We start from the raw sequence: 19224 nt of genomic DNA, 5'->3' as shown, positions 1-19224 counted from the left end.
TATAAGCCTTAATGCAAATGAAGCATTCTAAAATCAGAAAATCATGTTCTAACCAATTGAACCTGATCACTCCCTAAAGGGAGATTAATAAAGGGCTTAAAGAAAAGGTTATATAGAATCCAACTTCAAGAAGCTTATTAAAGATATACATCATGCAACGAAGAACCATTTAAAATCAATTTCCAACTCTCAAAAGGAAGCTAAATAATCTATTGATTGAAAAACAAACCAATTCTTCTTCAGAAAATACTCAGGATTTGCGTAAGCCAATACTTGTCGTAATGACACGATGGCCCGCTGTAAATCGTTGCAAAACAAGACTCTCAACCCAAATCGGACCTAATCGAGCTGCTAACATACAAAAAAGATTAACTAAACATACGATCGCGGTTGCCAAGGAAGCAAGCAAAACGGGCGCTATAGAATTGGTTTTAGCTGTAGATGGAATTGGCAAACAAAAAGCTTTTCGTTGGGCAAAATCGGAAGGGGTTAAGAATATTCAACCTCAGGGCGCAGGGAACTTAGGTATTAAAATGAAAAGACAATTATTACTCGCACAAAGGAAAGGGAGTTTCAATATCAAAAAGCCTAGAAAGACTATTATAATAGGTAGCGATCTCCCTAATCTTGCAATATCAGATATAAATATTACACTAGAAAGTTTAAATCACAATCAATTAGTATTAGGGCCTTCAATTGATGGTGGTTATTGGTTAATAGGCTTGTCAGATAAGATTATTAAGCCAGATATTTCTTGGCCTTTTAATGGTATCAACTGGGGGAATTGTACTGTTTTAAAAGAGACTTTGAGAAGAGCCAAACTCAAAGGTTTAAAATATAAATTACTTAATACAAAAAATGATATTGATATGATAAGTGATCTAATTCCATGGCAGAGATGAAAAAAATTAGTATAATTATTCCTACGTTAAATGAAGCGATTAACCTTCCTCTTCTAATAGCAGACTTAAACCTTTACCCATACGAATTTGAATTAATTATTATTGATTGTGGAAGTTCAGACCTCACAAAATTAATAGCACAAATAGGTGGGGCAAAAATTATCAAAACGAAAAAAGCAAATAGAGGTTACCAGCTTTATAAGGGTGCTTTAAATGCAGAAGGTGAATGGTTTTTATTCTTACATTCTGATTCAAGAATGAACAAGAAATGGCCCGAAAAAATTCAAACTCTAATAACAAATAAATCAACCAAAGAATATTGCTGGTTTTTCGATTTCAAAATAAATAAAAAGGGAATAATTTGGTCCTTAATGGAAATTCTGATTGCCATAAGAAGTCATGTTTTCCATAGACCGTATGGAGATCAAGGTTTGCTAATAAATAAAGAACTTTATTTTCAAGTCGGTGGTCACAAAAAAATCCATATTATGGAAGACCTTGATCTCATTATACGTTTAAGTAAAAAAACAAAAATCAAGGGAATAGGAATTGAACTTACAACTAGCAGCAGAAAATATATTTCCAGCAACATAATTTCAAACTCTATTAAAAATGCTTTCTTAAGATATAGGTGGAGGCAAGGGGAAAGTATTAAAGAGTTGGCAGAAGAATATTATTCAAAAAAAATTAATTAAAACGCGAACCTATATTAATTTGCATACCAAAAGGCACAGCGATCCCCTTTTGGTTCTAATTCCCAACCCTGATTTTTATAAAAACTAACTACTCCTGGGTCAGCAAACAAAACAACCCTTTCGATATCTAGAGCTTTTAAACTTTTTAGCAAATAAGCCATCAGCTCTTTCCCTAAGCCAAGACCTTGATAAACAGGGTGAATAGCAACATCCCAAACAGTAGCTTGAAGAATTCCATCACCAGTACATCTTGCAAATCCTATTAACCTCGGAAACTTTGAATCATGTTGCCATAAGCCTACTTTTAACAAACTATTTTCCAGTGCCTTTTTAACTCGCCTAGTAGGTCTTCTACTCCAACCAACAGATTGAAGCAACTGTTCTAGTTCTATCAGGTCAAGCGGTCTAGATTGACTAAAAACAAAATAAAACTTTTTATGGCTAGATGGGCATTCACATGCATCAGCTCCATAACTTTCAAACAAATCCGCATTTGATAAGGAGTTTTTTAATATATTTGAAGTCCTTATTTTGCCTTGGCCAAAATTTCTAATCATCAGTCAATAATACTAATTAAAATTTAGCAAGACCTTGCTCCTGTAATTTAGCTAATTGTTCATAAAGTCCTCTTTGGGCTCTCAATTCTTCATGACTACCTTGTTCTATAAGCCTGCCCTTTTTCATAACCAAAATACGATCTGATGATTCAATAGTTGCAAGACGATGTGCAATGACTAAGGCTGTTCTTTTAACCAAAAGCCTATCTAAATCTCTCTGCAAAGCAGCTTCTGTGGATGGATCCATAAATGCAGTAGCTTCATCCATTATCAAAATATTAGGATTACGAATAGCTACTCGAGCCACAGAAAGTAATTGTCTTTCTCCTGATGATATATTTCCACCTCGCTCTCTTAATGTAGTATTTAAACCATTTGGGAATCTATTTAATAATGAACCTAATCCTAATTCATCACATATTTGAATAAGTTCTTCATTGGAAAGAGAAGAGTCAAGTCTAAGGTTATCAGCAATATTACCACTAAATAAAAAAGTATCTTGAAGAACTACTCCAATTTGCCTTCTTAACTTTGTCAAAGGGATAGTTTTTATGTCAACACCATCAATCAAAATTGTTCCCTTTTGAGGCTCATATAGGCGGCATAAAAGTCTAATAACAGTTGTTTTCCCAGATCCTGTTGGCCCCACAAGTGCAACATGCTCTCCTGGAGAGATTTTAAAGCTAAGATTATTTATTATTTGATCATTAGGTCTATATGAAAAACTAACATTATCAAAAATAATCTCCCCTAAATCTATTTTTTTAGACTTATTTAGGTCTTCATTTATATAATCTTTAGTCTCTTTAATATCTTTTATTTCAATTTTCTCTTCTAATAATTCACCAATTCTTTCTACTGCGGTTAAGCCTCCTTGTATCTGAGTAAATCGTTCTGCAAGTTGTCTTAGAGGTTCAAACAGTCTTTGTGAATAGAGAATAAATGAGGTAAGAGTTCCTAATCCCATAGATCCTTTAGTGACAAGTAATCCCCCTAAAGCAATAACAACAGCAACTACAGCCAAGGAAACCCATTCTATAAATGCTGAGATACTGCTGTCATAAAAAATGGTTCCATTTACAGCGTTTCTATATTTATTACCAGTAAGAGCAAATTTTTTAGCGTTTGTTGATTCTCTTCGAAACATCTGAACTACTTCAATACCTTGCAAGTTTTCTTGAAAATCCGCATTTAATTCAGACAATTCTTCTCTAACACGATAGTTAGCCCTTCTATATCTTTTTTGCAACCAAAGTATTAAATAAGTCACTGGTACCTGTGTTGCCAAAAGAAGAATTCCTAACTTCATATCAATGGCAATCATCGTGCATGTAATAACAATAAGACTGACAATATCTGCAAGTACTCCTACAGCTCCACTCCCAAAAACTTCAGACAATGCATCTACATCACTGGTTAATCTTGTCAACAACTTACCTACAGGCATTGAATCGTGATAACGCAATGAGAGATTCATTGAATGAGCAAATAAATCTTTTCTAATTCTGGAAGTTAAACTTTGCCCTACAGATTGAATATTGTAAGATTGATAACCCTGAAGGCATAATCGAATAAGTACAGAGATAAAAAGAACTATTATTAAAGTTCTAACTGCATTTGATGTTGATAAATTACTAAGCCAAAAGAGAGTGGGTTCACCTTTTAAAGAACTTATTGCTTGACCTACTAATAAAGGTTGAATTGCTCCTGCAAATGACAGTGGCAAAAGCAACAAAACAATTAACGCTAATCGTTTTTTATCTTTCCTAAGATAACGTCCAAGTCTTTTAACTCTATAAAAATCTTTTAAAAGCATTTACAATTATTTTCTAGAAGTGTGTAATTGAGATTTAATTGTTTCAATAATATCTTGAAGTGTCCCATCATCTAAACGTAATGAGAGTGGATTAGCAATTAATCGAGCGGTTGAATAAAAAAGCTGATCAATTTCTACCAAACCATTTTCTTCAAGTGTTCTACCAGTGGCAACTAAATCTACAATCGCCTCTGCTATTCCAGTTAAAGGACCAAGCTCAACAGAACCTGTTAAATGAACTAATTCCACAGGCAAATCAAGATCTGAAAAAAACCTCCTTGCACAACTAGTAAATTTACTAGCCACACGACAATGAGGAGGTAAATCTACAGCACTTTTATATCCACTTGAAGATTTAACTGCAACAGACATTCGACACCCACCAAATCCAAGATCCAATAAAGGAGATACTTCCATTTGTTTCTCTTGCAACACATCAAAACCTACAACTCCTAAATGAGCTTGTCCGTAAGCAACATAAACAGGTACATCTCCATTTCTCACAAGCAGAGCTTTTGCTCGTCCACATACAGATGGCACCATTAAAAGACGATTCTTTGGATCAAGGACTCCGGAAAAGTCTAATCCTGCTTTAGCAAAGCTCGCCACGGAGTCCTTCAGTAAAGCCCCTTTAGCCAAGGCAACAATAATCATGGCAAGTTAATTAAACAAAACAAAAATTTGATTATTTGAGCTAGTTTTAAAGCTATGGAAAGAAAATACAAAGATTTCATAATTCATCCTATCCCTGTACTTAAAGACAACATTATATGGATTTGGGTAAAAGGGGATAAAGCTGTAGTGGTAGACCCAGCAATTTCGAAGCCAGTAATAGAATGGTTAAATAATAGGAATCTAAAATTAATATCAGTACTGCAAACCCATCATCATGACGATCATATTGGCGGTACTCAAGAACTTCTAAAAACATGGCCTAAAAGTTCTGTAATAGCAGCCAAAGCCGATATAGGGAGAATTCCCTTTCAAACACAATCAGTAATAGACAACGAAACTGTTCATTTATTAGAACAAGAAATAAAAGTCATTGAAGTCCCAGGACATACTAGGTATCATATTTGTTACTACTTACCTGGATCACTAGATTTAAAAATAAACCCTGTTCTATTTTGTGGTGACACATTATTTAGCGGAGGGTGTGGACGCTTATTTGAGGGTTCGGCTTTAGACATGTTTAATTCTCTAAGGAAAATAAAAAACCTTCCTGAATACACAAAAATTTATTGCGCTCATGAATACACAAAAGCAAATCTTGAATGGGCAGTACAGATAAAACCAGAGGATATTTTTATAAAGAAAAGATTAAAAGAAGTATGTAAATTAAGATCAAAAGGATTAATTACATTACCTACTAACCTTTCAATTGAAAGAAAGACTAATTTATTTATAAGAGCTAAGACATCTAAAGAATTAGGAGAATTGCGTTCACACAAGGATAACTGGAAAGGATAAGTGCTTAAAAGAGATAAGTTCTTAGAAGTTAGTCTTAAGAATTTTTCATTCTTTAATTTTATTTATGCCTTCTTTAAAAAAAGCAATTCAAACAAACTCTGCTCCTGCTCCAGTAGGACCATACAATCAGGCTGTTCTTGTTAATGGTTGGCTTTATTGCTCTGGACAAATTGCCTTAGACCCATCTACTGGAGAGATGTTAGGCAATGGCAATATAGAAGAAGAAACTAATCAAGTACTAAATAATCTTTTTGCAGTTCTAAAGGCAAGTGGAGCTAAATCTTCAAACGTTGTTAGGACAACAATTTATTTAACTAATTTAAAAGACTTTAATAAAGTAAACAAAATTTATTCTAATTATTTCGAAGAAGGAGTAAGTCCCGCCAGAGCTTGTGTAGAGGTATCTGCGCTGCCAAAAGGTGCTCTTGTTGAAATTGATTGCGTAGCCTGGATTGATTAAAAACAGAGAAAATTCAAGATTTTTGAATTTTCGATTTGCGCCTAGGTCACACTATTGTCTAGATTAAGTCCTGAACTGCGCCAAACTATGTCCGCAGCCAAGCTGACAATTGGCGAACTGGAGGCAGGATACCCCCTCTACTGCAAAGCTCTTAGGCGCCTCATCCTACTAGGACGAACACCTAAAGAGATTGAAAGGACAGTGTGCTGGGGGCATCTTGAAACTCTTAACAGGTGCCTCCCAGGCCGCTACAAAGCTCCTGCATATTTGATGGCATTAATCAAAAGAGATATTGCCGAAGGAAAAGATTAAGCAAACATTCTTTAGTTTTCTAATGCATCGATTGCAATAGCAAACTCCCTATCTTTATTAGTAAACTTATTATTATTATCTTCTTCTGGTTTCAAAGTTAAATTAACATATGTTTTTCCAAAACTGATATCAGGGAATCGATTCCTTTCTTCACATAATGTTCCTAATCGATCTAAAAAATCTCTTGTCAATTCATAAGTAGAAAATTCAAACCTTCTTTCCATACTTATAGGCCTGGCTTTTTCTTTCCATTTATTCATGACATTGATAGTTTCTATTTAATAAAAATGTACATCCAAGAGCAATCATAATCGTCTTTTAGCACCGCTCACTTTCAGAACAGGCTCTACTTCTGAATGAGGTCTAGCGATTATATGAGCAGCCACTAAACCATCTCCAACCCGTTCACATGCATCAGCACCTGCACGAACTGAAGCATTTACAGCACCTGTTTCTCCTCTAACCAAAACACTTACATAACCACCTCCTACATATTCTTTTGCAATTAAATTAACTTCTGCAGCTTTTGTCATAGCATCAGCCGCTTCAATGGCTGGAACCATTCCACGTGTTTCTATCATCCCCAAAGCAATTCCAGTTATCTCTCTAAATCCAGGTTTAGTATTTTTTTGGCCTAAAGGATCTTTAGGAGAACCACTATTTGAAAGTGAATTTGATTTTAAAGTTTTAGATTGAGATGAATTTTTCTTAGGATTGCTCGATCCGGCGGCATCTACATCAATGATTTGCTTTGAAGCATCACCACTCTTAATGGTTTTCTTTTGCTGAAAGTTTTTAGGAGAATTAGAAGAAGTCATGAATAAAAATCAAAGGTGATGTTTCGAATGTCTGGAACTATCCATCAGGGCTCCAAAAATCAATTATTCCGCCAATTGTTAAATCTGTTTGAGTACTTGGATCTGGGCATGCAAACCTTGCAGCAGAACCACTTGAAGTGAAGACCCAGTTACCTTCACGTGCCCCTACTGGATCAACCGCAACAAGTTTTTTTCCTTTATTATTTTGCAAAATACGTAAATGCATATGTCCTAATCCTGCTACTCGTTGAGTGCAAACCAAACGACCCATAACCTGCATGATTTCCATTATTTTTCACCTCCTACAGAAGGATTAGAAGAATCAGGATCCCAATGATCAATTATGCCAACTATTGTGAGATCACTTGGGTAAGATTTGCTGCCTGCAGCTTCTCTAGCAGCAGAACTACCTACACAAATCACCCAATCATCAGGTTTACAACCAACTGCATCTACTGCAACTTTTTTAGAACTGCCATCTAAAACAACCTGAAGATGCCTATGTTCAAACCCAGGTATCCTATTAGTGGATACTAATGGTTTAACAACTTTACAAATCAACATGTCAATGTTCCTCCTGAAGGACAGGATCGAGAGAAGACCCCACAATCTCTGCAGGACCTTTTGTATCTCGATCTCGAATAGTAAGACATGTATGCAACAAACCATCATCTACTAATTGCCGATAACGAGAAGAGATAGCACTATTTACTCTTTTGCAATCTGACAATGCTCTTTCTTTTGCTCCAGGTACTTTACCTGAATAGTCAAATCTAATAACTATTGGGATAGGTAAATCTCTTGAAACATTCAAGCCTTTAAAAATCTTAATGCCCACATCTAAATCAGGAGCACCTTCTTCAACAGTATCTAAATGAGAAAAATATGTAAGGTTTCTTAAGTGGACTTCTTTAAAGCCAATACCTACCCCAATAAAACGTTCAGCATGTCCTGCATCAGGATAGGAGCCATTATGCAATTGGCGAACATAATCAATTTGAGAGATATTGTTAACTATTAATTTATTAATGAAATCAACCATTCCAGGCTTTGCATCGCCATTAACATTTGCGTTGATTTGTTCAGAAATCCTTGTAATAGCTTGGTCTACTGAAAGTTGTTTAGTTTCCTCATAAATATCAGCAGTAGAAACCCACTTATCAAGACTTATAAGGTTTTGAGAATCTGGAACATGTACTCTGATCGCATCAGTATCTGTATCAAGACCTATTAATAAAAGGTCTACAGATGCTCCACAACAAAAACTATTCTCAACTGATTCACGAAAATCCAGTAGACGTTTTAAACCAGAAGAGGCTGCAAGCTTATCATCGCTTCCATGCGCAGCACAACCTTGATGAGATGGATCAAGCGAGCTGAAATGATAAAGAACTACTTTCAAATAAGAAGTGGGCTCATGAGCTGAATTTGGAAGGTTTTCTCTATAACGTTTATGTTCAGTTTTAACCCATCGATTGACTGTATTTTCAACATCAAACATAGCTCCTGCATGCGATCTCCTTCGTACTGAGCTAAATGGAATCCTTAAAGCATAAGCAATTGAATGAGCTAAACGACCATCTGCACATGGTGTGATATCTAACAGATGAAAACCACATTCTTGAAGAAATAACTGAAAAGCATTTGCTTGATCACTATTAGTAGATCCATTCAAAGGATCGGAATGAAAAAACTGATTACTTGAATGCTCATGAGCTTTAAAAACACATGAGGCAAATAAAGCTCTCATGTCAAGAGGCCTTACCCAGGCTTTGTCCAAGATATGGGTAGGCAAATCTATTCCTAGTTCTTCATCTGCTAGTTGTTGTGCTCTTGCCACAAAATTATCTTCATGTTGAAGACTAGAAATTTTTTTAAGCAAAGGAACAATCTGATCAAATCGTGTTTTTACTTCTGTTTCATATGACTGAAGTATTTTATTTTGAGCCAAATCAGTTAAAGGATGACTATTTGGAGAAGTTAAAGAAAAGTCTTGAACTTGTGAAATAGATTCTTTAGCAGGAGGAAATTGTTTCCTAGGTGCAGTAGGGCCAAGGAAACGCTTTCTATTATTGGCCAAATTCCTGAAGGCCATTAATCAATTAACCTCTTGCTCCACCAGAAAAAGTAACCAATTGTCCTTCTCCTGTATTACCGCTAGAGCCTGTTATCAGAAGATCAGGCTTTGCAAGCTCTTCATTTCTTTTCAAATCTGAAGCTGGCATTGCACTCATAGGTCCAGGTCTTGAAGGGTTACGTCTAGTAGCAGAAGCACCTTCAGTGCCAGTAACTCTCTCCCCTCTAGCCCAATCATCTCCAGTGATATTCAACCCAGAGGATTGCCCTTCACCCGTAATTCTTGATTGTGGCCTTGCAGATGACTCATTAAGCTGAGACAAAGACTCTTTGGATTGCTCATTAGAAGGAGCCATTAAAGATTTCTTATTATCAAACCTAAATTGCTCAGTACCAGTAACCTTATTAGGAGCCATATCAAAAGGACCTGTTATATTGGTAGTTTTTTCATATCTAGTACCTGTTACTCCTGAGGCTGTGTCACGATCTAATTGGGCAGATCTCGCTGGAGATGTGACCGTAAATCGATTACCAAAACTTGAAGATTCTGAATCCTTATAATCTCCACTTCCATCTGGAGCTCTTTCTCCACAAGCTTTAACTAATTGGTCAGCTCCTACATAAGGAGTACCAGTAAGTGGTTCACACGCACCTTTATCTGCTCCTGTCATAACACCACCAATTCCTGGCTGAAGTCCTGTCATAGGAGAAGCAGGAGTGCCAATCCTTCGAGGTGTTCTCTGTTGAATTTCATCTATTGAACTACTACCGCATAATTGAGCAGATTGTTCCAATCCAGTGTATGGAGTCCCTGTGACAGCTTTGCATGTTCCAGGCTCATCTCCCGTAACCAAAGAAGATCTTCCTGTCATAGTTCCACTAACAGATTGGGCTTTATTAGTAAGACTTAAACCAACTTTTCTTGCTTCAGGTGCAGGTGCGCCGCCGCAAAAAGACTCATATTGCTGAGAGCCTAAATATTCATCACCAGTTACATTCTTACAGCTTCCAGCCTCGTCACCAGTAACGCTAGTGGCACGTCCAATTCCAGTACCGGTGACAAAGGATCCATTAAGTGTATTAAAAGTACCTACTTTATTGGCTGGCCTACCTTCTGGCAAAGGGTCAGATCCAAGGTATTGATCACCAGTAAGAGACTTATCAGATCCAGCCTCATCTCCTGTAACACTAGCTGATCGACCAACCATAACTCCACTAACTTTCCGACCTTCCTGTGTAAGACTTTGTCCAACTTTTCTTGGTGAAGGTTTAACTCCACCACAATAAGAGGCTGCTTGGTTTGCCGAAATATACTCAGTACCAGTAAGGGTTTTACAAGTACCAGGCTCATCTCCTGTCACTTTCTCGGAGCGGCCCACTTCATTACCAGTAACCTGATTGCCATGAGAGGTGTTAGTTATGGCAACTTTAGATGGTTGAGAAATAATTGGAGGAGACTGGCAGAAAGTATCAATCGTATCTGCTCCAAGGTATTGAGTACCAGTAACCGATCTACAAGTACTAGCCTCATTACCAGTAGTTTTAATTGATCTATTAGCCTGAGTACCAGTAACTATCTGACCAGAGGAAGTCTCACTTACTCCTACTTTCCAATGAGCATCTGCTGCAAGCGCTGCTTCTTTAGAACCATTTTTATTTGGTCCACAGGGTCTTGTTCCACATGATCTTTTCTGACCTGTAGCTCCACTTTTACTCCTCAGCTCTCTAACACGTTGAGAAATTTCCCGACTAGATAAATCTGGATTACCTTGACGAGCTACTGCGGCAGGAGTAGTCGGTTGAATTGAGGCTGATTTCCCATGCTTTGACAATGCCTCGCGTCTAGCCAAAACAAGTGATCTACTTGGATTTTCTATTGCTCTTCTTTTAGGGCTGGAGTTACGTCGAGTAGTAGTGGCTTTAGAAATATTAAAAGTTAAATTACTAGAGTTTTCAGCTGCTGACTGACGTGCTTTTTCTTCCGCACAAGGTTCGCAACAAGCTTCAACTTGAGTATTAACTGAAAATACTTTTGAAGATTCTTCTGAAGCATTTTTCTCAACATCAACTCTTGTTCTGTCTTTACTCTTATCTGCTGTCTTACCACGCAGAGATAGAGCCTCTCGTCGAGCAAGCACCAACTCTCTACTAGGATTACTTATTGGCCGAGGATTCATTCTTTTAGAATGACTGTTTGTTGAAGGCACAGAAATAGATGTTTTTGAATGCACTTTTTGGGCTGCACTTATCTGGTTTTTACTTGACTTAACAAAGGATTTATTAGTCCTTGTTACGCCTACATCAGATGCAGATCTAACGCGATTAGGACTTGAGGAGCTCAGTCCAGAGGACTTTTTACCTCCGGTACTAAGAGCCTTACGACGCTCAAGTGCAAGTTCTCTACTAGATTGTGATGCCATGTCCGCCCTTTGAAAACTTTGTAATTAGAGAAGATTAAATCCCCTCTTTAAGAAATAGATAGCCTCGAAAAAACGAGGCTATTTAAAACTGATAACTGAAAAATCAGCGGCCTTCGAAAACTACGAAAGCTGTACCTTGACTTTGTGTATAAGCGTCATAGCCGACCATTCGTACATGGTGGTCAGGGTATGCACGATGGCACGCTTCAAGTTCATTAACAACTACGTTCAGATCCTTCTCTCCGAAAAAAGGTAGTTTCCAATAAGACCAATAGGACTGCATGGAACCACTTGGATGAACATGCTCGATGACAGGGCTCCAGCCCTGGGCAATGATGTAAGCAATTTGATCGTAAATTTCGTCCTGGGTCATCGGCGGCAAGAAGCCGAAAGTCTCCAGGGTGGCAACTGTTTGATAGTCACCAACTGTGCTCTGGAAAGGCATGGTGAACCTGTAAGTGAATGAATAAACGCCGAGGTTTATCGGCAAAGAAATTTGAAGGAAGAATTGAAGGAGGGAATAATCACCCCCTCCAATTTGCTATTACTGGACGTCAAGCTTGTCGACTGTGTCGAACTCAAACTTGATCTCCTTCCATGTCTCAAGTGCAATAGCTAGCTCAGGGCTATGTTTAGCGGCTTCCATGAGGATGTCGCGACTTTCTTTTTCAATCTCTCTTCCAGCATTACGTGCCTTAACACAAGCTTCAAGAGCTACACGGTTGGCAGCTGCACCAGCAGCTGATCCCCATGGGTGTCCATGAGTACCGCCACCAAACTGTAGACAAGAATCATCACCAAATATGGCAAGTAGAGCTGGCATATGCCAAACGTGAATACCACCGGAAGCTACTGCGAATACACCAGGCATAGAACCCCAGTCTTGGTCAAAGAAGTTTCCGCGTGTACGGTCTTCTGGGACAAAAGATTCACGTAAGTTATCGATGTATCCAAGTGTTGTCTGACGATCACCTTCTAACTTACCTACAACTGTTCCGGTATGAAGCTGGTCACCACCAGAAAGACGTAAGCACTTAGCAAGAACTCGGAAATGGATACCATGCTTTGGATGACGGTCAATTACTGCATGCATAGCTCTGTGGATATGAAGCAGCATGCCATTCTTACGGCACCAGTTGGCTAAGCCTGTATTAGCAGTAAAACCACCAGTAATGTAATCATGCATGATGATAGGCATGTCGAGCTCTTTAGCGAACTCAGCACGCTCATACATTTCTTCAGGAGTTGTCGCCGTGCAGTTGAGATAATGTCCTTTGACTTCACCGGTTTCTTGTTGAGCAAGCTTTACAGCTTCAGCAACAAACTCAAAACGCTCTCTCCAACGCTGGAAGGGCTGTGAGTTGATATTCTCATCATCTTTAGTTAGATCTAATCCACCACGCAAGCATTCATAAACTACGCGGCCATAGTTCTTACCTGAAAGACCAAGCTTTGGTTTAATTGTGCATCCAAGTAGAGGACGACCATATTTATTTAAACGGTCACGCTCTACAACAATTCCATTTGGTGGACCACCACATGTCTTAATGAAAGCCATTGGGAAGCGAATATCTTCTAAACGCAAATGGCGTAAAGCCTTAAAACCAAAAACATTTCCAACTAATGAAGTTAAAACGTTTGTGATTGAGCCTTCTTCAAAAAGATCAAGAGGGTATGCAATGAATGCATAGAAAGATTCCTTGTCACCAGGGACATCTTCGATTCGATAGCAACGTCCCTTGTAAAACTCAAGGTCAGTTAGCAATTCAGACCAAACAGTTGACCAGGTACCTGTTGAAGATTCAGCAGCTACAGCAGCAGCAACTTCTTCTCTTGGGACTCCTTCCTGGCCAGTGCATTTAAAGCAAGCTAAAAGGTCTGTATCTAGGGGGACATAATCGGGAGTCCAGTAGGTGTCTCTGTACTCCTTAACCCCAGCATCATACTTCTTACTCATGGGATAACTCCTATAGGTCGTTGTAGGTATTTGAAATCGGGCTTTTAATTAAATAAAGCGCCTCAGACTTCAGTCCTTCTGACCAAGAAAATTGCCGTTACCTAGTGCAGGCTCAACTTCTCTGTGAGGGCGAGCAATGATGTGAGCAGCAACAAGTCCGTCACCTACACGCTCACATGCATCAGCGCCAGCACGAACAGCAGCATTAACTGCGCCTGTTTCTCCACGAACTAAAACTGTTACGTAACCGCCACCAACAAATTCACGACCTATTAGGCGTACTTCAGCAGCCTTAGTCATTGCGTCAGCAGCTTCAATAGCTGGTACAAGGCCGCGAGTCTCGATCATGCCGAGTGCGATGCCCATAGTTTCGTTAGCCATATGCCTTGCGAAAAATAAAGGAATGGAATGTTCAGTAATGACAATGCCCTTTTAGATACATTTAAGTCAAGAGCTTTTTACTAAAACCCCTATCACTGTCTCTACTGTCATAGATAAGCTCAGCTTATGACCCTTCCTGCCACTGATAAAAGAGCCAAAATCTTCCTGGGTCAGCACACAAAGACAATCAATTGATCTCAAAACTTCTTAGAGCTATTTTCCTAACTGCGAGACAGGTGCCTTTGCTTTTGCCAAGGAATGGGATGTTCACCTTAACCTGTCTCTAATTATTTCAATAAACCTATAAGCTGAATTCACAGATTAGGTACTACATATTTTGAATAATCCCCAACTAATAACTATTGCTAGTGGCAACCCAAAGAAGGTTGCAGAAATAGAGTCGATGCTAGGTCCTTTACCAATTAATGTTCAAAGACAGCCCAGCTCTTTTGAAATTGAAGAAACTGGCACAACATATCTAGAAAATGCCCTAATCAAAGCCAAAGCAACAGCTCAGTTAACACATACATGGACAATTGCTGATGACTCTGGTTTAGAAGTTGATGCTCTAAGTGGCGCTCCAGGGATTTATTCTGCTCGCTTTGCAAAAACAAATGAAGAGAAGTTGAAAAAAATACTTCAAGAACTAGGCGATAATCCCTATCGAAGTGCAAGATTCTGTAGCGTTATGGTTCTTTGTGACCCAGAAGGTAATCATATTCATGATTCCGAAGGGATTTGTTGGGGAGAGTTACTAAAAAAACCTGCATATTCAAACGGAGAGTTTGAATCAATCTTTTGGGTAAGAGAAGCAAACTGTACCTATGGAGAACTTAACAAAGAACAATTAACAAGACTTGGCAGCAGAGGCAAAGCAGCTAGGGCAATGGCTCCTTACCTTCTAAACGAGTTAGGTCTTAATTAACAAAAGAGCACTGTTAAGTAATTACTGCCGATTGATGTAATCAATTGATCTCATTGCGGCGGCAGCGGCCTCTTCAACATCTCCTTCTCTACCTGCAAGAGTCAAGCGACCAAAGGCTCCAACGCCTTTCACGTCAACAACAGTAATGTTTGAAGCTTTTTCAGCTTCATTTGCCGCCATTAAAACATAACCAGCAGGTTCAGTTTCAAGGATAAACATACTCATACCAGATTGAATCATTGATCCTCTACGGTTTTGACGGTTAATCAAAACTGCATGGTCTGGAGTAATTGAACGAATTACTTCTGTCCAACTAACTTCTGGCTTAGTACGTCTACTTACGCTACTTCCAATAGCATCAAGTACAACATCTCCAGAATGGAGAACAGTACTTTGATCACGATGATAAAGGGCTAAAGAACCAAAAGCTCTCTCTACGACCATCTGTCCTAGCCTGACATTACTAGCCTTCAAAGCAATATCAGTAACCCTATGCACAGCCATTCCAGGAGAGACTTCCATCCACAAACAAGCATCGCCAGGAATAGGCAAAAAACCTTGACTCGCTGTCCCCATATATGCAGCAAGCTGAGGCTGCAATGAATCTAAAAATACGTAAGTTCTTAACTCAATTTGTTGAACATGGCTAGCCTGTCGTGATACAAGTGATTTTTCAGAATCAGTAGTAATAACGCAGCTTGCTCCCCCCTGAGGGCCAACCTCAGATCCTGTTACAAGCGGACCCCCAGAGGGCCGTCGCTCACCATTGTTAAAACCAGTGAGACCTTTCATGCGAGAGATACTACCGGAAAGATTGTCTTTTTAGGTAATAAAAAGTCTTGCAAGCTTAAATTTGAACCGATACCTTCAAAGAAAATATGTACAAAAAGATGTCAGCTTCTCAAAAGAATATTAATGACTCTCAAGCCATACCAAGCAATTTAAACCCTGAGCAAGCTCTTGGCTTAGTAGGGCTTGGAATGATGCAGAAAATATCTAAAGATGGCTCTCCAAGATTAAGACTAATTGAAGACAATGAAGAGAAGTTTGATTTACACGCTCTTCAACAACGTCTAGAGTTGATAGCCTTAGCAATAGAAACTGGTGCTCCGTTAAGTACTAATGAAGCAAGTCATCTACTAGGTGCGCGACCAGGGTCTTCAAAAACAACACGAGGAGGATTGACAGCCCGAAGAATAAGTAGAAATGTTTGGAAACTTTCTCGCTCTAACGAGCAAGATTCTTCATATTGGCGGAACTAAATGATTAGTTTTATTTTTTTTAATGAAGTTGGGCATAAATCCATCATTTTAAAAGAAAAGCAACAATATATATATTGAATTCCGAATTTTTTCTGATAGTAATTGCATCTTTTGATTAATAGATGCAAGTTAAAGATAGAACTTAAATTTAAATATGGGCGGCTCAACGCTGCTAAAAGAAACTGGTCCTAGGGAAGTATTTTGCGGCCTTACTTCAATTGTTTGGTTGCATAGGCGCATGCCAGATGCATTCTTCCTTGTAGTTGGTTCCAGAACTTGCGCACATCTTATACAGAGCGCCGCAGGAGTAATGATCTTCGCGGAGCCTAGATTTGGAACAGCAATTCTTGAAGAAAGAGATCTGGCTGGTCTAGCCGATGCTCATGAGGAATTAGACAGAGTAGTTAAAAACCTGTTAAAAAGGCGCCCTGAGATTCGCACCCTTTTCCTTGTTGGATCTTGTCCAAGTGAAGTGATCAAGATTGATCTATCACGAGCAGCAGAAAGGCTCAACGCTCAATTCCAAGGGCAAGTAAGAGTTTTAAATTATTCAGGCAGTGGTATTGAAACAACTTTTACTCAAGGAGAAGATGGGGCTTTAAAAGCACTAGTTCCACTTTTACCAGCTAGTAAGTCAGAACAATTGCTACTCGTTGGAACATTAGCCAACCCTGTTGAAGATCGATTAAAAACAATCTTCAATAGATTAGGTTTACAAAATGTCGAGAGCTTTCCTCCAAGAGAATCTACCCAACTTCCTTCTATAGGTCCAGGAACAAAAGTTTTATTGGCTCAACCATATTTAACAGATACAGCTAGAGAGTTAAAGAACAGAGGAGCTGAAATACTTACAGCTCCCTTCCCTCTAGGAATAGAAGGCAGCAAGTTATGGATAGAAGCTGCTGCTAATGCATTCAATATTGATAAAACTCTAGTTAATGCAACATTAGAACCCCTAATAATAAGAGCTCGTAAAGCTTTAAAGCCATATGTAGAAAAACTTTCAGGGAAAAAACTATTTCTTTTACCAGAATCACAACTTGAAATTCCTCTTGCACGTTTTCTAAATAATGAATGTGGAATGGAATTAATAGAAGTTGGGATTCCTTATCTAAATAGGGAAATGATGAAACCAGAGTTAGAGCTTCTCCCTCAAAACACTCGAATTGTTGAAGGACAACATGTAGAGAAGCAATTAGATCGAGTAAGAGCAAATCATCCCGATTTAGTTGTATGTGGGATGGGACTTGCTAACCCTTTAGAAGCAGAAGGCATTTCAACTAAATGGTCTATTGAAATGGTTTTCAGCCCTATTCATGGTATTGACCAAGCCTCTGATCTTGCTGAACTATTCGCCAGGCCATTACATCGTCAAAATCTCCTTAGCAATAAAACCCTAGAAACTGTTTAAACCAATGGAACTAACACTTTGGACCTATGAAGGGCCACCTCATATAGGTGCTATGAGAATCGCATCTTCAATGAAAGGACTTCATTACGTTTTGCATGCTCCTCAAGGGGACACTTATGCAGATCTTCTTTTCACAATGATTGAACGTAGAGGTACTAGGCCTCCTGTTACATATACAACTTTTCAAGCGAGGGATCTGGGTGGAGATACAGCAGAGTTAGTCAAAGGACATATTACTGAAGCTGTGGAAAGATTTAGACCTGAAGCTCTTCTTGTTGGAGAAAGCTGCACTGCTGAATTAATTCAAGATCAACCAGGTTCTTTAGCAAAAGGAATGGGGCTCAAAATACCGATTATAAGTTTAGAACTCCCCGCATACAGTAAAAAAGAAAACTGGGGAGCTGCTGAAACTTTCTATCAATTGATTAGAGGCTTATTAAAAGAAAAAGCAGAAGATTCATCTGAAAACACTAAACTATCTTGGCAAGAAGAAGGAAGAAGACCAAGGGTGAATTTATTGGGTCCATCCTTATTAGGCTTTAGATGTAGAGATGATGTCTTAGAAATACAAAAAATTCTTGGCGAGCTTGGGATTGACATTAATGTAATTGCACCTTTAGGAGCTTCTCCTAATGATTTGATGAGACTGCCAAAGGCTGATGCAAATGTCTGTTTATACCCTGAGATTGCAGAATCAACATGTCTTTGGCTTGAAAGAAGTTTCAAGACACCATTCACAAAAATAGTTCCTATAGGAGTAAAAGCAACACAAGATTTTCTTGAAGAACTTCATAGGATATTGGGAATGGAAATATCCAGCTCAATTAAAAAGGGAGATCAATCGAAACTTCCTTGGTATTCAAAATCAGTAGATTCCAATTACTTAACAGGGAAAAGGGTTTTTATTTTTGGAGATGGCACTCATGTTATTGCTGCAGCAAGAATTGCCAAAGAAGAATTAGGATTTGAAGTTGTAGGGATGGGTACTTATAGTCGTGAAATGGCAAGAAAAGTTAGGGCTGAAGCTAAAGATCTTGGTTTAGAAGCCTTAATTACCAACGACTATTTGGAAGTTGAAGAATCAATAAAAGAATGTGCACCAGAGCTAGTTCTAGGAACACAAATGGAACGCCATAGCGCCAAGAGACTTGGAATACCGTGTGCAGTAATTAGTACACCTATGCATGTTCAAGATGTACCTGCCCGCTATAGCCCTCAAATGGGTTGGGAAGGTGCAAATGTAATTTTTGACGATTGGGTTCACCCTTTAATGATGGGTCTTGAAGAACATCTAATTGGAATGTTCCGTCATGACTTTGAATTTACAGACGGTCACCAAAGTCATTTGGGACATTTAGGAGGTCATAAATCAACCCCGGAAGAATCATTCAAGGAAACTACACAAATTTCAAATAATCAGTCGCCTTCCGAGAACAGCATTAATTGGACTACTGAAGGTGAATCAGAATTAGCAAAAATTCCATTCTTTGTTAGAGGAAAGGTTAGAAGAAATACTGAAAAGTATGCGCGTCAGTCTGGCTGTAGAGAAATTAACGGAGAAACCTTATTAGACGCAAAGGCTCATTTCGGAGCATAAATTATGTACCAAAAGGAATAATTTGTTATGAGTATTTAGGCCTATTTCCTAGCCAACCGTATGAAATGTGTAGGTATCAAAACTCTAATAAAAACTACTTGTATCTAATTAACTAAATATTTACTAAGTAATGATATTCCTGCTTGAATGTATAAATAACTATCT

At 38.4% G+C, this 19224-nt stretch carries 22 protein-coding genes; 9 read left to right on the top strand and 13 right to left on the bottom strand.

Features of this window, described 5'->3' with window-relative positions; all coding sequences use genetic code 11:
• Window positions 1-212: 212 nt before the first annotated feature.
• Both O5636_RS09705 and O5636_RS09700 read left to right on the top strand, forming a co-directional pair.
• Entirely contained in the window at window positions 213-902 is a 690-nt protein-coding gene (locus O5636_RS09705; protein ID WP_269622584.1) for a TIGR04282 family arsenosugar biosynthesis glycosyltransferase, read from the top strand.
• Entirely contained in the window at window positions 890-1597 is a 708-nt protein-coding gene (locus O5636_RS09700; RefSeq protein ID WP_269622583.1) for a TIGR04283 family arsenosugar biosynthesis glycosyltransferase, read from the top strand. The genes O5636_RS09705 and O5636_RS09700 overlap by 13 nt, the downstream gene beginning before the upstream one ends.
• 14 nt (window positions 1598-1611) lie before the next feature.
• Here the strand turns inward: O5636_RS09700 and O5636_RS09695 are convergent, their stop codons facing one another.
• Genes O5636_RS09695 through hisG form a run of 3 tightly spaced genes read right to left on the bottom strand, consistent with a single transcriptional unit; the run spans window position 1612 to window position 4624 of the window.
• Complete coding sequence (locus O5636_RS09695) at window positions 1612-2154, bottom strand: GNAT family N-acetyltransferase (RefSeq protein WP_269622582.1); 543 nt, start codon at window positions 2152-2154, stop codon at window positions 1612-1614.
• Window positions 2155-2170: 16 nt separating this feature from the next.
• Complete coding sequence (locus tag O5636_RS09690) at window positions 2171-3970, bottom strand: ABC transporter ATP-binding protein (protein WP_269622581.1); 1800 nt, start codon at window positions 3968-3970, stop codon at window positions 2171-2173.
• A 6-nt stretch (window positions 3971-3976) separates the two neighbouring features.
• Window positions 3977-4624, bottom strand: a complete 648-nt coding sequence (gene hisG, locus O5636_RS09685; RefSeq protein ID WP_269622580.1) for an ATP phosphoribosyltransferase — start codon at window positions 4622-4624, stop codon at window positions 3977-3979.
• A 54-nt stretch (window positions 4625-4678) separates the two neighbouring features.
• Here hisG and gloB point away from each other — a divergent pair, with 54 nt between their 5' ends.
• The 3 genes from gloB to O5636_RS09670 all read left to right on the top strand — a co-directional run bounded on the left by gloB (window position 4679) and on the right by O5636_RS09670 (window position 6212).
• Window positions 4679-5440 carry a hydroxyacylglutathione hydrolase gene (gene gloB / locus O5636_RS09680; protein WP_269622579.1) on the top strand — a complete coding sequence of 254 codons (762 nt, stop codon included), beginning with the start codon at window positions 4679-4681 and terminating at the stop codon, window positions 5438-5440.
• 64 nt (window positions 5441-5504) lie between these two features.
• On the top strand, window positions 5505-5900 hold the full coding sequence (locus O5636_RS09675) for a RidA family protein (protein WP_269622578.1): 396 nt from the start codon (window positions 5505-5507) through the stop codon (window positions 5898-5900).
• Window positions 5901-5987: 87 nt separating this feature from the next.
• Window positions 5988-6212 carry a DUF3136 domain-containing protein gene (locus tag O5636_RS09670; protein ID WP_269622577.1) on the top strand — a complete coding sequence of 75 codons (225 nt, stop codon included), beginning with the start codon at window positions 5988-5990 and terminating at the stop codon, window positions 6210-6212.
• Window positions 6213-6223: 11 nt separating this feature from the next.
• Here O5636_RS09670 and O5636_RS09665 read toward each other — a convergent pair whose 3' ends face one another.
• The 9 genes from O5636_RS09665 to O5636_RS09625 all read right to left on the bottom strand — a co-directional run bounded on the left by O5636_RS09665 (window position 6224) and on the right by O5636_RS09625 (window position 13864).
• On the bottom strand, window positions 6224-6472 hold the full coding sequence (locus O5636_RS09665) for a 4a-hydroxytetrahydrobiopterin dehydratase (RefSeq protein ID WP_269622576.1): 249 nt from the start codon (window positions 6470-6472) through the stop codon (window positions 6224-6226).
• Window positions 6473-6517: 45 nt separating this feature from the next.
• Window positions 6518-7030, bottom strand: coding sequence for a BMC domain-containing protein (locus O5636_RS09660; protein WP_269622575.1), 513 nt, complete (start codon window positions 7028-7030; stop codon window positions 6518-6520).
• A gap of 37 nt (window positions 7031-7067) precedes the next feature.
• A complete protein-coding gene (locus tag O5636_RS09655) occupies window positions 7068-7319 on the bottom strand; it encodes a carboxysome peptide B (protein WP_269622574.1) in 252 nt (83 codons plus the stop codon).
• Entirely contained in the window at window positions 7319-7594 is a 276-nt protein-coding gene (locus O5636_RS09650) for a carboxysome peptide A (protein WP_269622573.1), read from the bottom strand. The genes O5636_RS09655 and O5636_RS09650 overlap by 1 nt, the downstream gene beginning before the upstream one ends.
• A 1-nt stretch (window position 7595) precedes the next feature.
• Window positions 7596-9125, bottom strand: a complete 1530-nt coding sequence (locus O5636_RS09645) for a carboxysome shell carbonic anhydrase (RefSeq protein ID WP_269622572.1) — start codon at window positions 9123-9125, stop codon at window positions 7596-7598.
• A gap of 7 nt (window positions 9126-9132) precedes the next feature.
• On the bottom strand, window positions 9133-11526 hold the full coding sequence (locus O5636_RS09640) for a CsoS2 family carboxysome shell protein (RefSeq protein WP_269622571.1): 2394 nt from the start codon (window positions 11524-11526) through the stop codon (window positions 9133-9135).
• Window positions 11527-11629: 103 nt separating this feature from the next.
• The gene (locus O5636_RS09635; RefSeq protein WP_036901156.1) at window positions 11630-11971 is read right to left on the bottom strand and encodes a ribulose bisphosphate carboxylase small subunit; all 342 of its coding nucleotides are present in this window, start codon (window positions 11969-11971) and stop codon (window positions 11630-11632) included.
• 99 nt (window positions 11972-12070) lie between these two features.
• On the bottom strand, window positions 12071-13483 hold the full coding sequence (locus tag O5636_RS09630; protein ID WP_036901157.1) for a form I ribulose bisphosphate carboxylase large subunit: 1413 nt from the start codon (window positions 13481-13483) through the stop codon (window positions 12071-12073).
• 69 nt (window positions 13484-13552) lie between these two features.
• On the bottom strand, window positions 13553-13864 hold the full coding sequence (locus tag O5636_RS09625; RefSeq protein ID WP_006169870.1) for a BMC domain-containing protein: 312 nt from the start codon (window positions 13862-13864) through the stop codon (window positions 13553-13555).
• A gap of 334 nt (window positions 13865-14198) precedes the next feature.
• Here O5636_RS09625 and rdgB point away from each other — a divergent pair, with 334 nt between their 5' ends.
• The gene (rdgB, locus tag O5636_RS09620) at window positions 14199-14789 is read left to right on the top strand and encodes an RdgB/HAM1 family non-canonical purine NTP pyrophosphatase (protein ID WP_420063796.1); all 591 of its coding nucleotides are present in this window, start codon (window positions 14199-14201) and stop codon (window positions 14787-14789) included.
• 21 nt (window positions 14790-14810) lie between these two features.
• Here the strand turns inward: rdgB and O5636_RS09615 are convergent, their stop codons facing one another.
• Window positions 14811-15581: a BMC domain-containing protein gene (locus O5636_RS09615; RefSeq protein ID WP_269622569.1), complete on the bottom strand. Its 771-nt coding sequence runs from the start codon at window positions 15579-15581 to the stop codon at window positions 14811-14813.
• A gap of 98 nt (window positions 15582-15679) precedes the next feature.
• Here O5636_RS09615 and O5636_RS09610 point away from each other — a divergent pair, with 98 nt between their 5' ends.
• The 3 genes from O5636_RS09610 to O5636_RS09600 all read left to right on the top strand — a co-directional run bounded on the left by O5636_RS09610 (window position 15680) and on the right by O5636_RS09600 (window position 19059).
• Window positions 15680-16051 (top strand): hypothetical protein, encoded by a 372-nt coding sequence (locus O5636_RS09610; protein WP_269622568.1) that lies wholly within the window; start codon window positions 15680-15682, stop codon window positions 16049-16051.
• A gap of 154 nt (window positions 16052-16205) precedes the next feature.
• A complete protein-coding gene (locus O5636_RS09605; protein ID WP_269622567.1) occupies window positions 16206-17462 on the top strand; it encodes a ferredoxin:protochlorophyllide reductase (ATP-dependent) subunit N in 1257 nt (418 codons plus the stop codon).
• Window positions 17463-17466: 4 nt separating this feature from the next.
• Window positions 17467-19059: a ferredoxin:protochlorophyllide reductase (ATP-dependent) subunit B gene (locus O5636_RS09600; RefSeq protein WP_269622566.1), complete on the top strand. Its 1593-nt coding sequence runs from the start codon at window positions 17467-17469 to the stop codon at window positions 19057-19059.
• The last annotated feature ends 165 nt before the right edge of the window (window positions 19060-19224 follow it).

The organism is Prochlorococcus marinus str. MIT 0918 (genome assembly GCF_027359415.1).
GTDB classification, from domain to species: domain Bacteria; phylum Cyanobacteriota; class Cyanobacteriia; order PCC-6307; family Cyanobiaceae; genus Prochlorococcus_E; species Prochlorococcus_E marinus_C.
Note: the sequence above shows the minus strand (reverse complement) of the source record. Positions and strands in the feature narration are given on the sequence as shown.

Excerpts from the sequence above, each read along its gene's own strand:
- O5636_RS09700 (WP_269622583.1), top strand. The coding sequence starts at position 890 with ATGGCAGAGATGAAAAAAATTAGTATAATTATTCCTACGTTAAATGAA.
- O5636_RS09695 (WP_269622582.1), bottom strand. The coding sequence starts at position 2,154 with ATGATTAGAAATTTTGGCCAAGGCAAAATAAGGACTTCAAATATATTA.
- O5636_RS09690 (WP_269622581.1), bottom strand. The coding sequence starts at position 3,970 with ATGCTTTTAAAAGATTTTTATAGAGTTAAAAGACTTGGACGTTATCTT.
- hisG (WP_269622580.1), bottom strand. The coding sequence starts at position 4,624 with ATGATTATTGTTGCCTTGGCTAAAGGGGCTTTACTGAAGGACTCCGTG.
- gloB (WP_269622579.1), top strand. The coding sequence starts at position 4,679 with ATGGAAAGAAAATACAAAGATTTCATAATTCATCCTATCCCTGTACTT.
- O5636_RS09675 (WP_269622578.1), top strand. The coding sequence starts at position 5,505 with ATGCCTTCTTTAAAAAAAGCAATTCAAACAAACTCTGCTCCTGCTCCA.
- O5636_RS09670 (WP_269622577.1), top strand. The coding sequence starts at position 5,988 with ATGTCCGCAGCCAAGCTGACAATTGGCGAACTGGAGGCAGGATACCCC.
- O5636_RS09665 (WP_269622576.1), bottom strand. The coding sequence starts at position 6,472 with ATGAATAAATGGAAAGAAAAAGCCAGGCCTATAAGTATGGAAAGAAGG.
- O5636_RS09660 (WP_269622575.1), bottom strand. The coding sequence starts at position 7,030 with ATGACTTCTTCTAATTCTCCTAAAAACTTTCAGCAAAAGAAAACCATT.
- O5636_RS09655 (WP_269622574.1), bottom strand. The coding sequence starts at position 7,319 with ATGGAAATCATGCAGGTTATGGGTCGTTTGGTTTGCACTCAACGAGTA.
- O5636_RS09650 (WP_269622573.1), bottom strand. The coding sequence starts at position 7,594 with ATGTTGATTTGTAAAGTTGTTAAACCATTAGTATCCACTAATAGGATA.
- O5636_RS09645 (WP_269622572.1), bottom strand. The coding sequence starts at position 9,125 with ATGGCCTTCAGGAATTTGGCCAATAATAGAAAGCGTTTCCTTGGCCCT.
- O5636_RS09640 (WP_269622571.1), bottom strand. The coding sequence starts at position 11,526 with ATGGCATCACAATCTAGTAGAGAACTTGCACTTGAGCGTCGTAAGGCT.
- O5636_RS09635 (WP_036901156.1), bottom strand. The coding sequence starts at position 11,971 with ATGCCTTTCCAGAGCACAGTTGGTGACTATCAAACAGTTGCCACCCTG.
- O5636_RS09630 (WP_036901157.1), bottom strand. The coding sequence starts at position 13,483 with ATGAGTAAGAAGTATGATGCTGGGGTTAAGGAGTACAGAGACACCTAC.
- O5636_RS09625 (WP_006169870.1), bottom strand. The coding sequence starts at position 13,864 with ATGGCTAACGAAACTATGGGCATCGCACTCGGCATGATCGAGACTCGC.
- O5636_RS09615 (WP_269622569.1), bottom strand. The coding sequence starts at position 15,581 with ATGAAAGGTCTCACTGGTTTTAACAATGGTGAGCGACGGCCCTCTGGG.
- O5636_RS09610 (WP_269622568.1), top strand. The coding sequence starts at position 15,680 with ATGTCAGCTTCTCAAAAGAATATTAATGACTCTCAAGCCATACCAAGC.
- O5636_RS09605 (WP_269622567.1), top strand. The coding sequence starts at position 16,206 with ATGGGCGGCTCAACGCTGCTAAAAGAAACTGGTCCTAGGGAAGTATTT.
- O5636_RS09600 (WP_269622566.1), top strand. The coding sequence starts at position 17,467 with ATGGAACTAACACTTTGGACCTATGAAGGGCCACCTCATATAGGTGCT.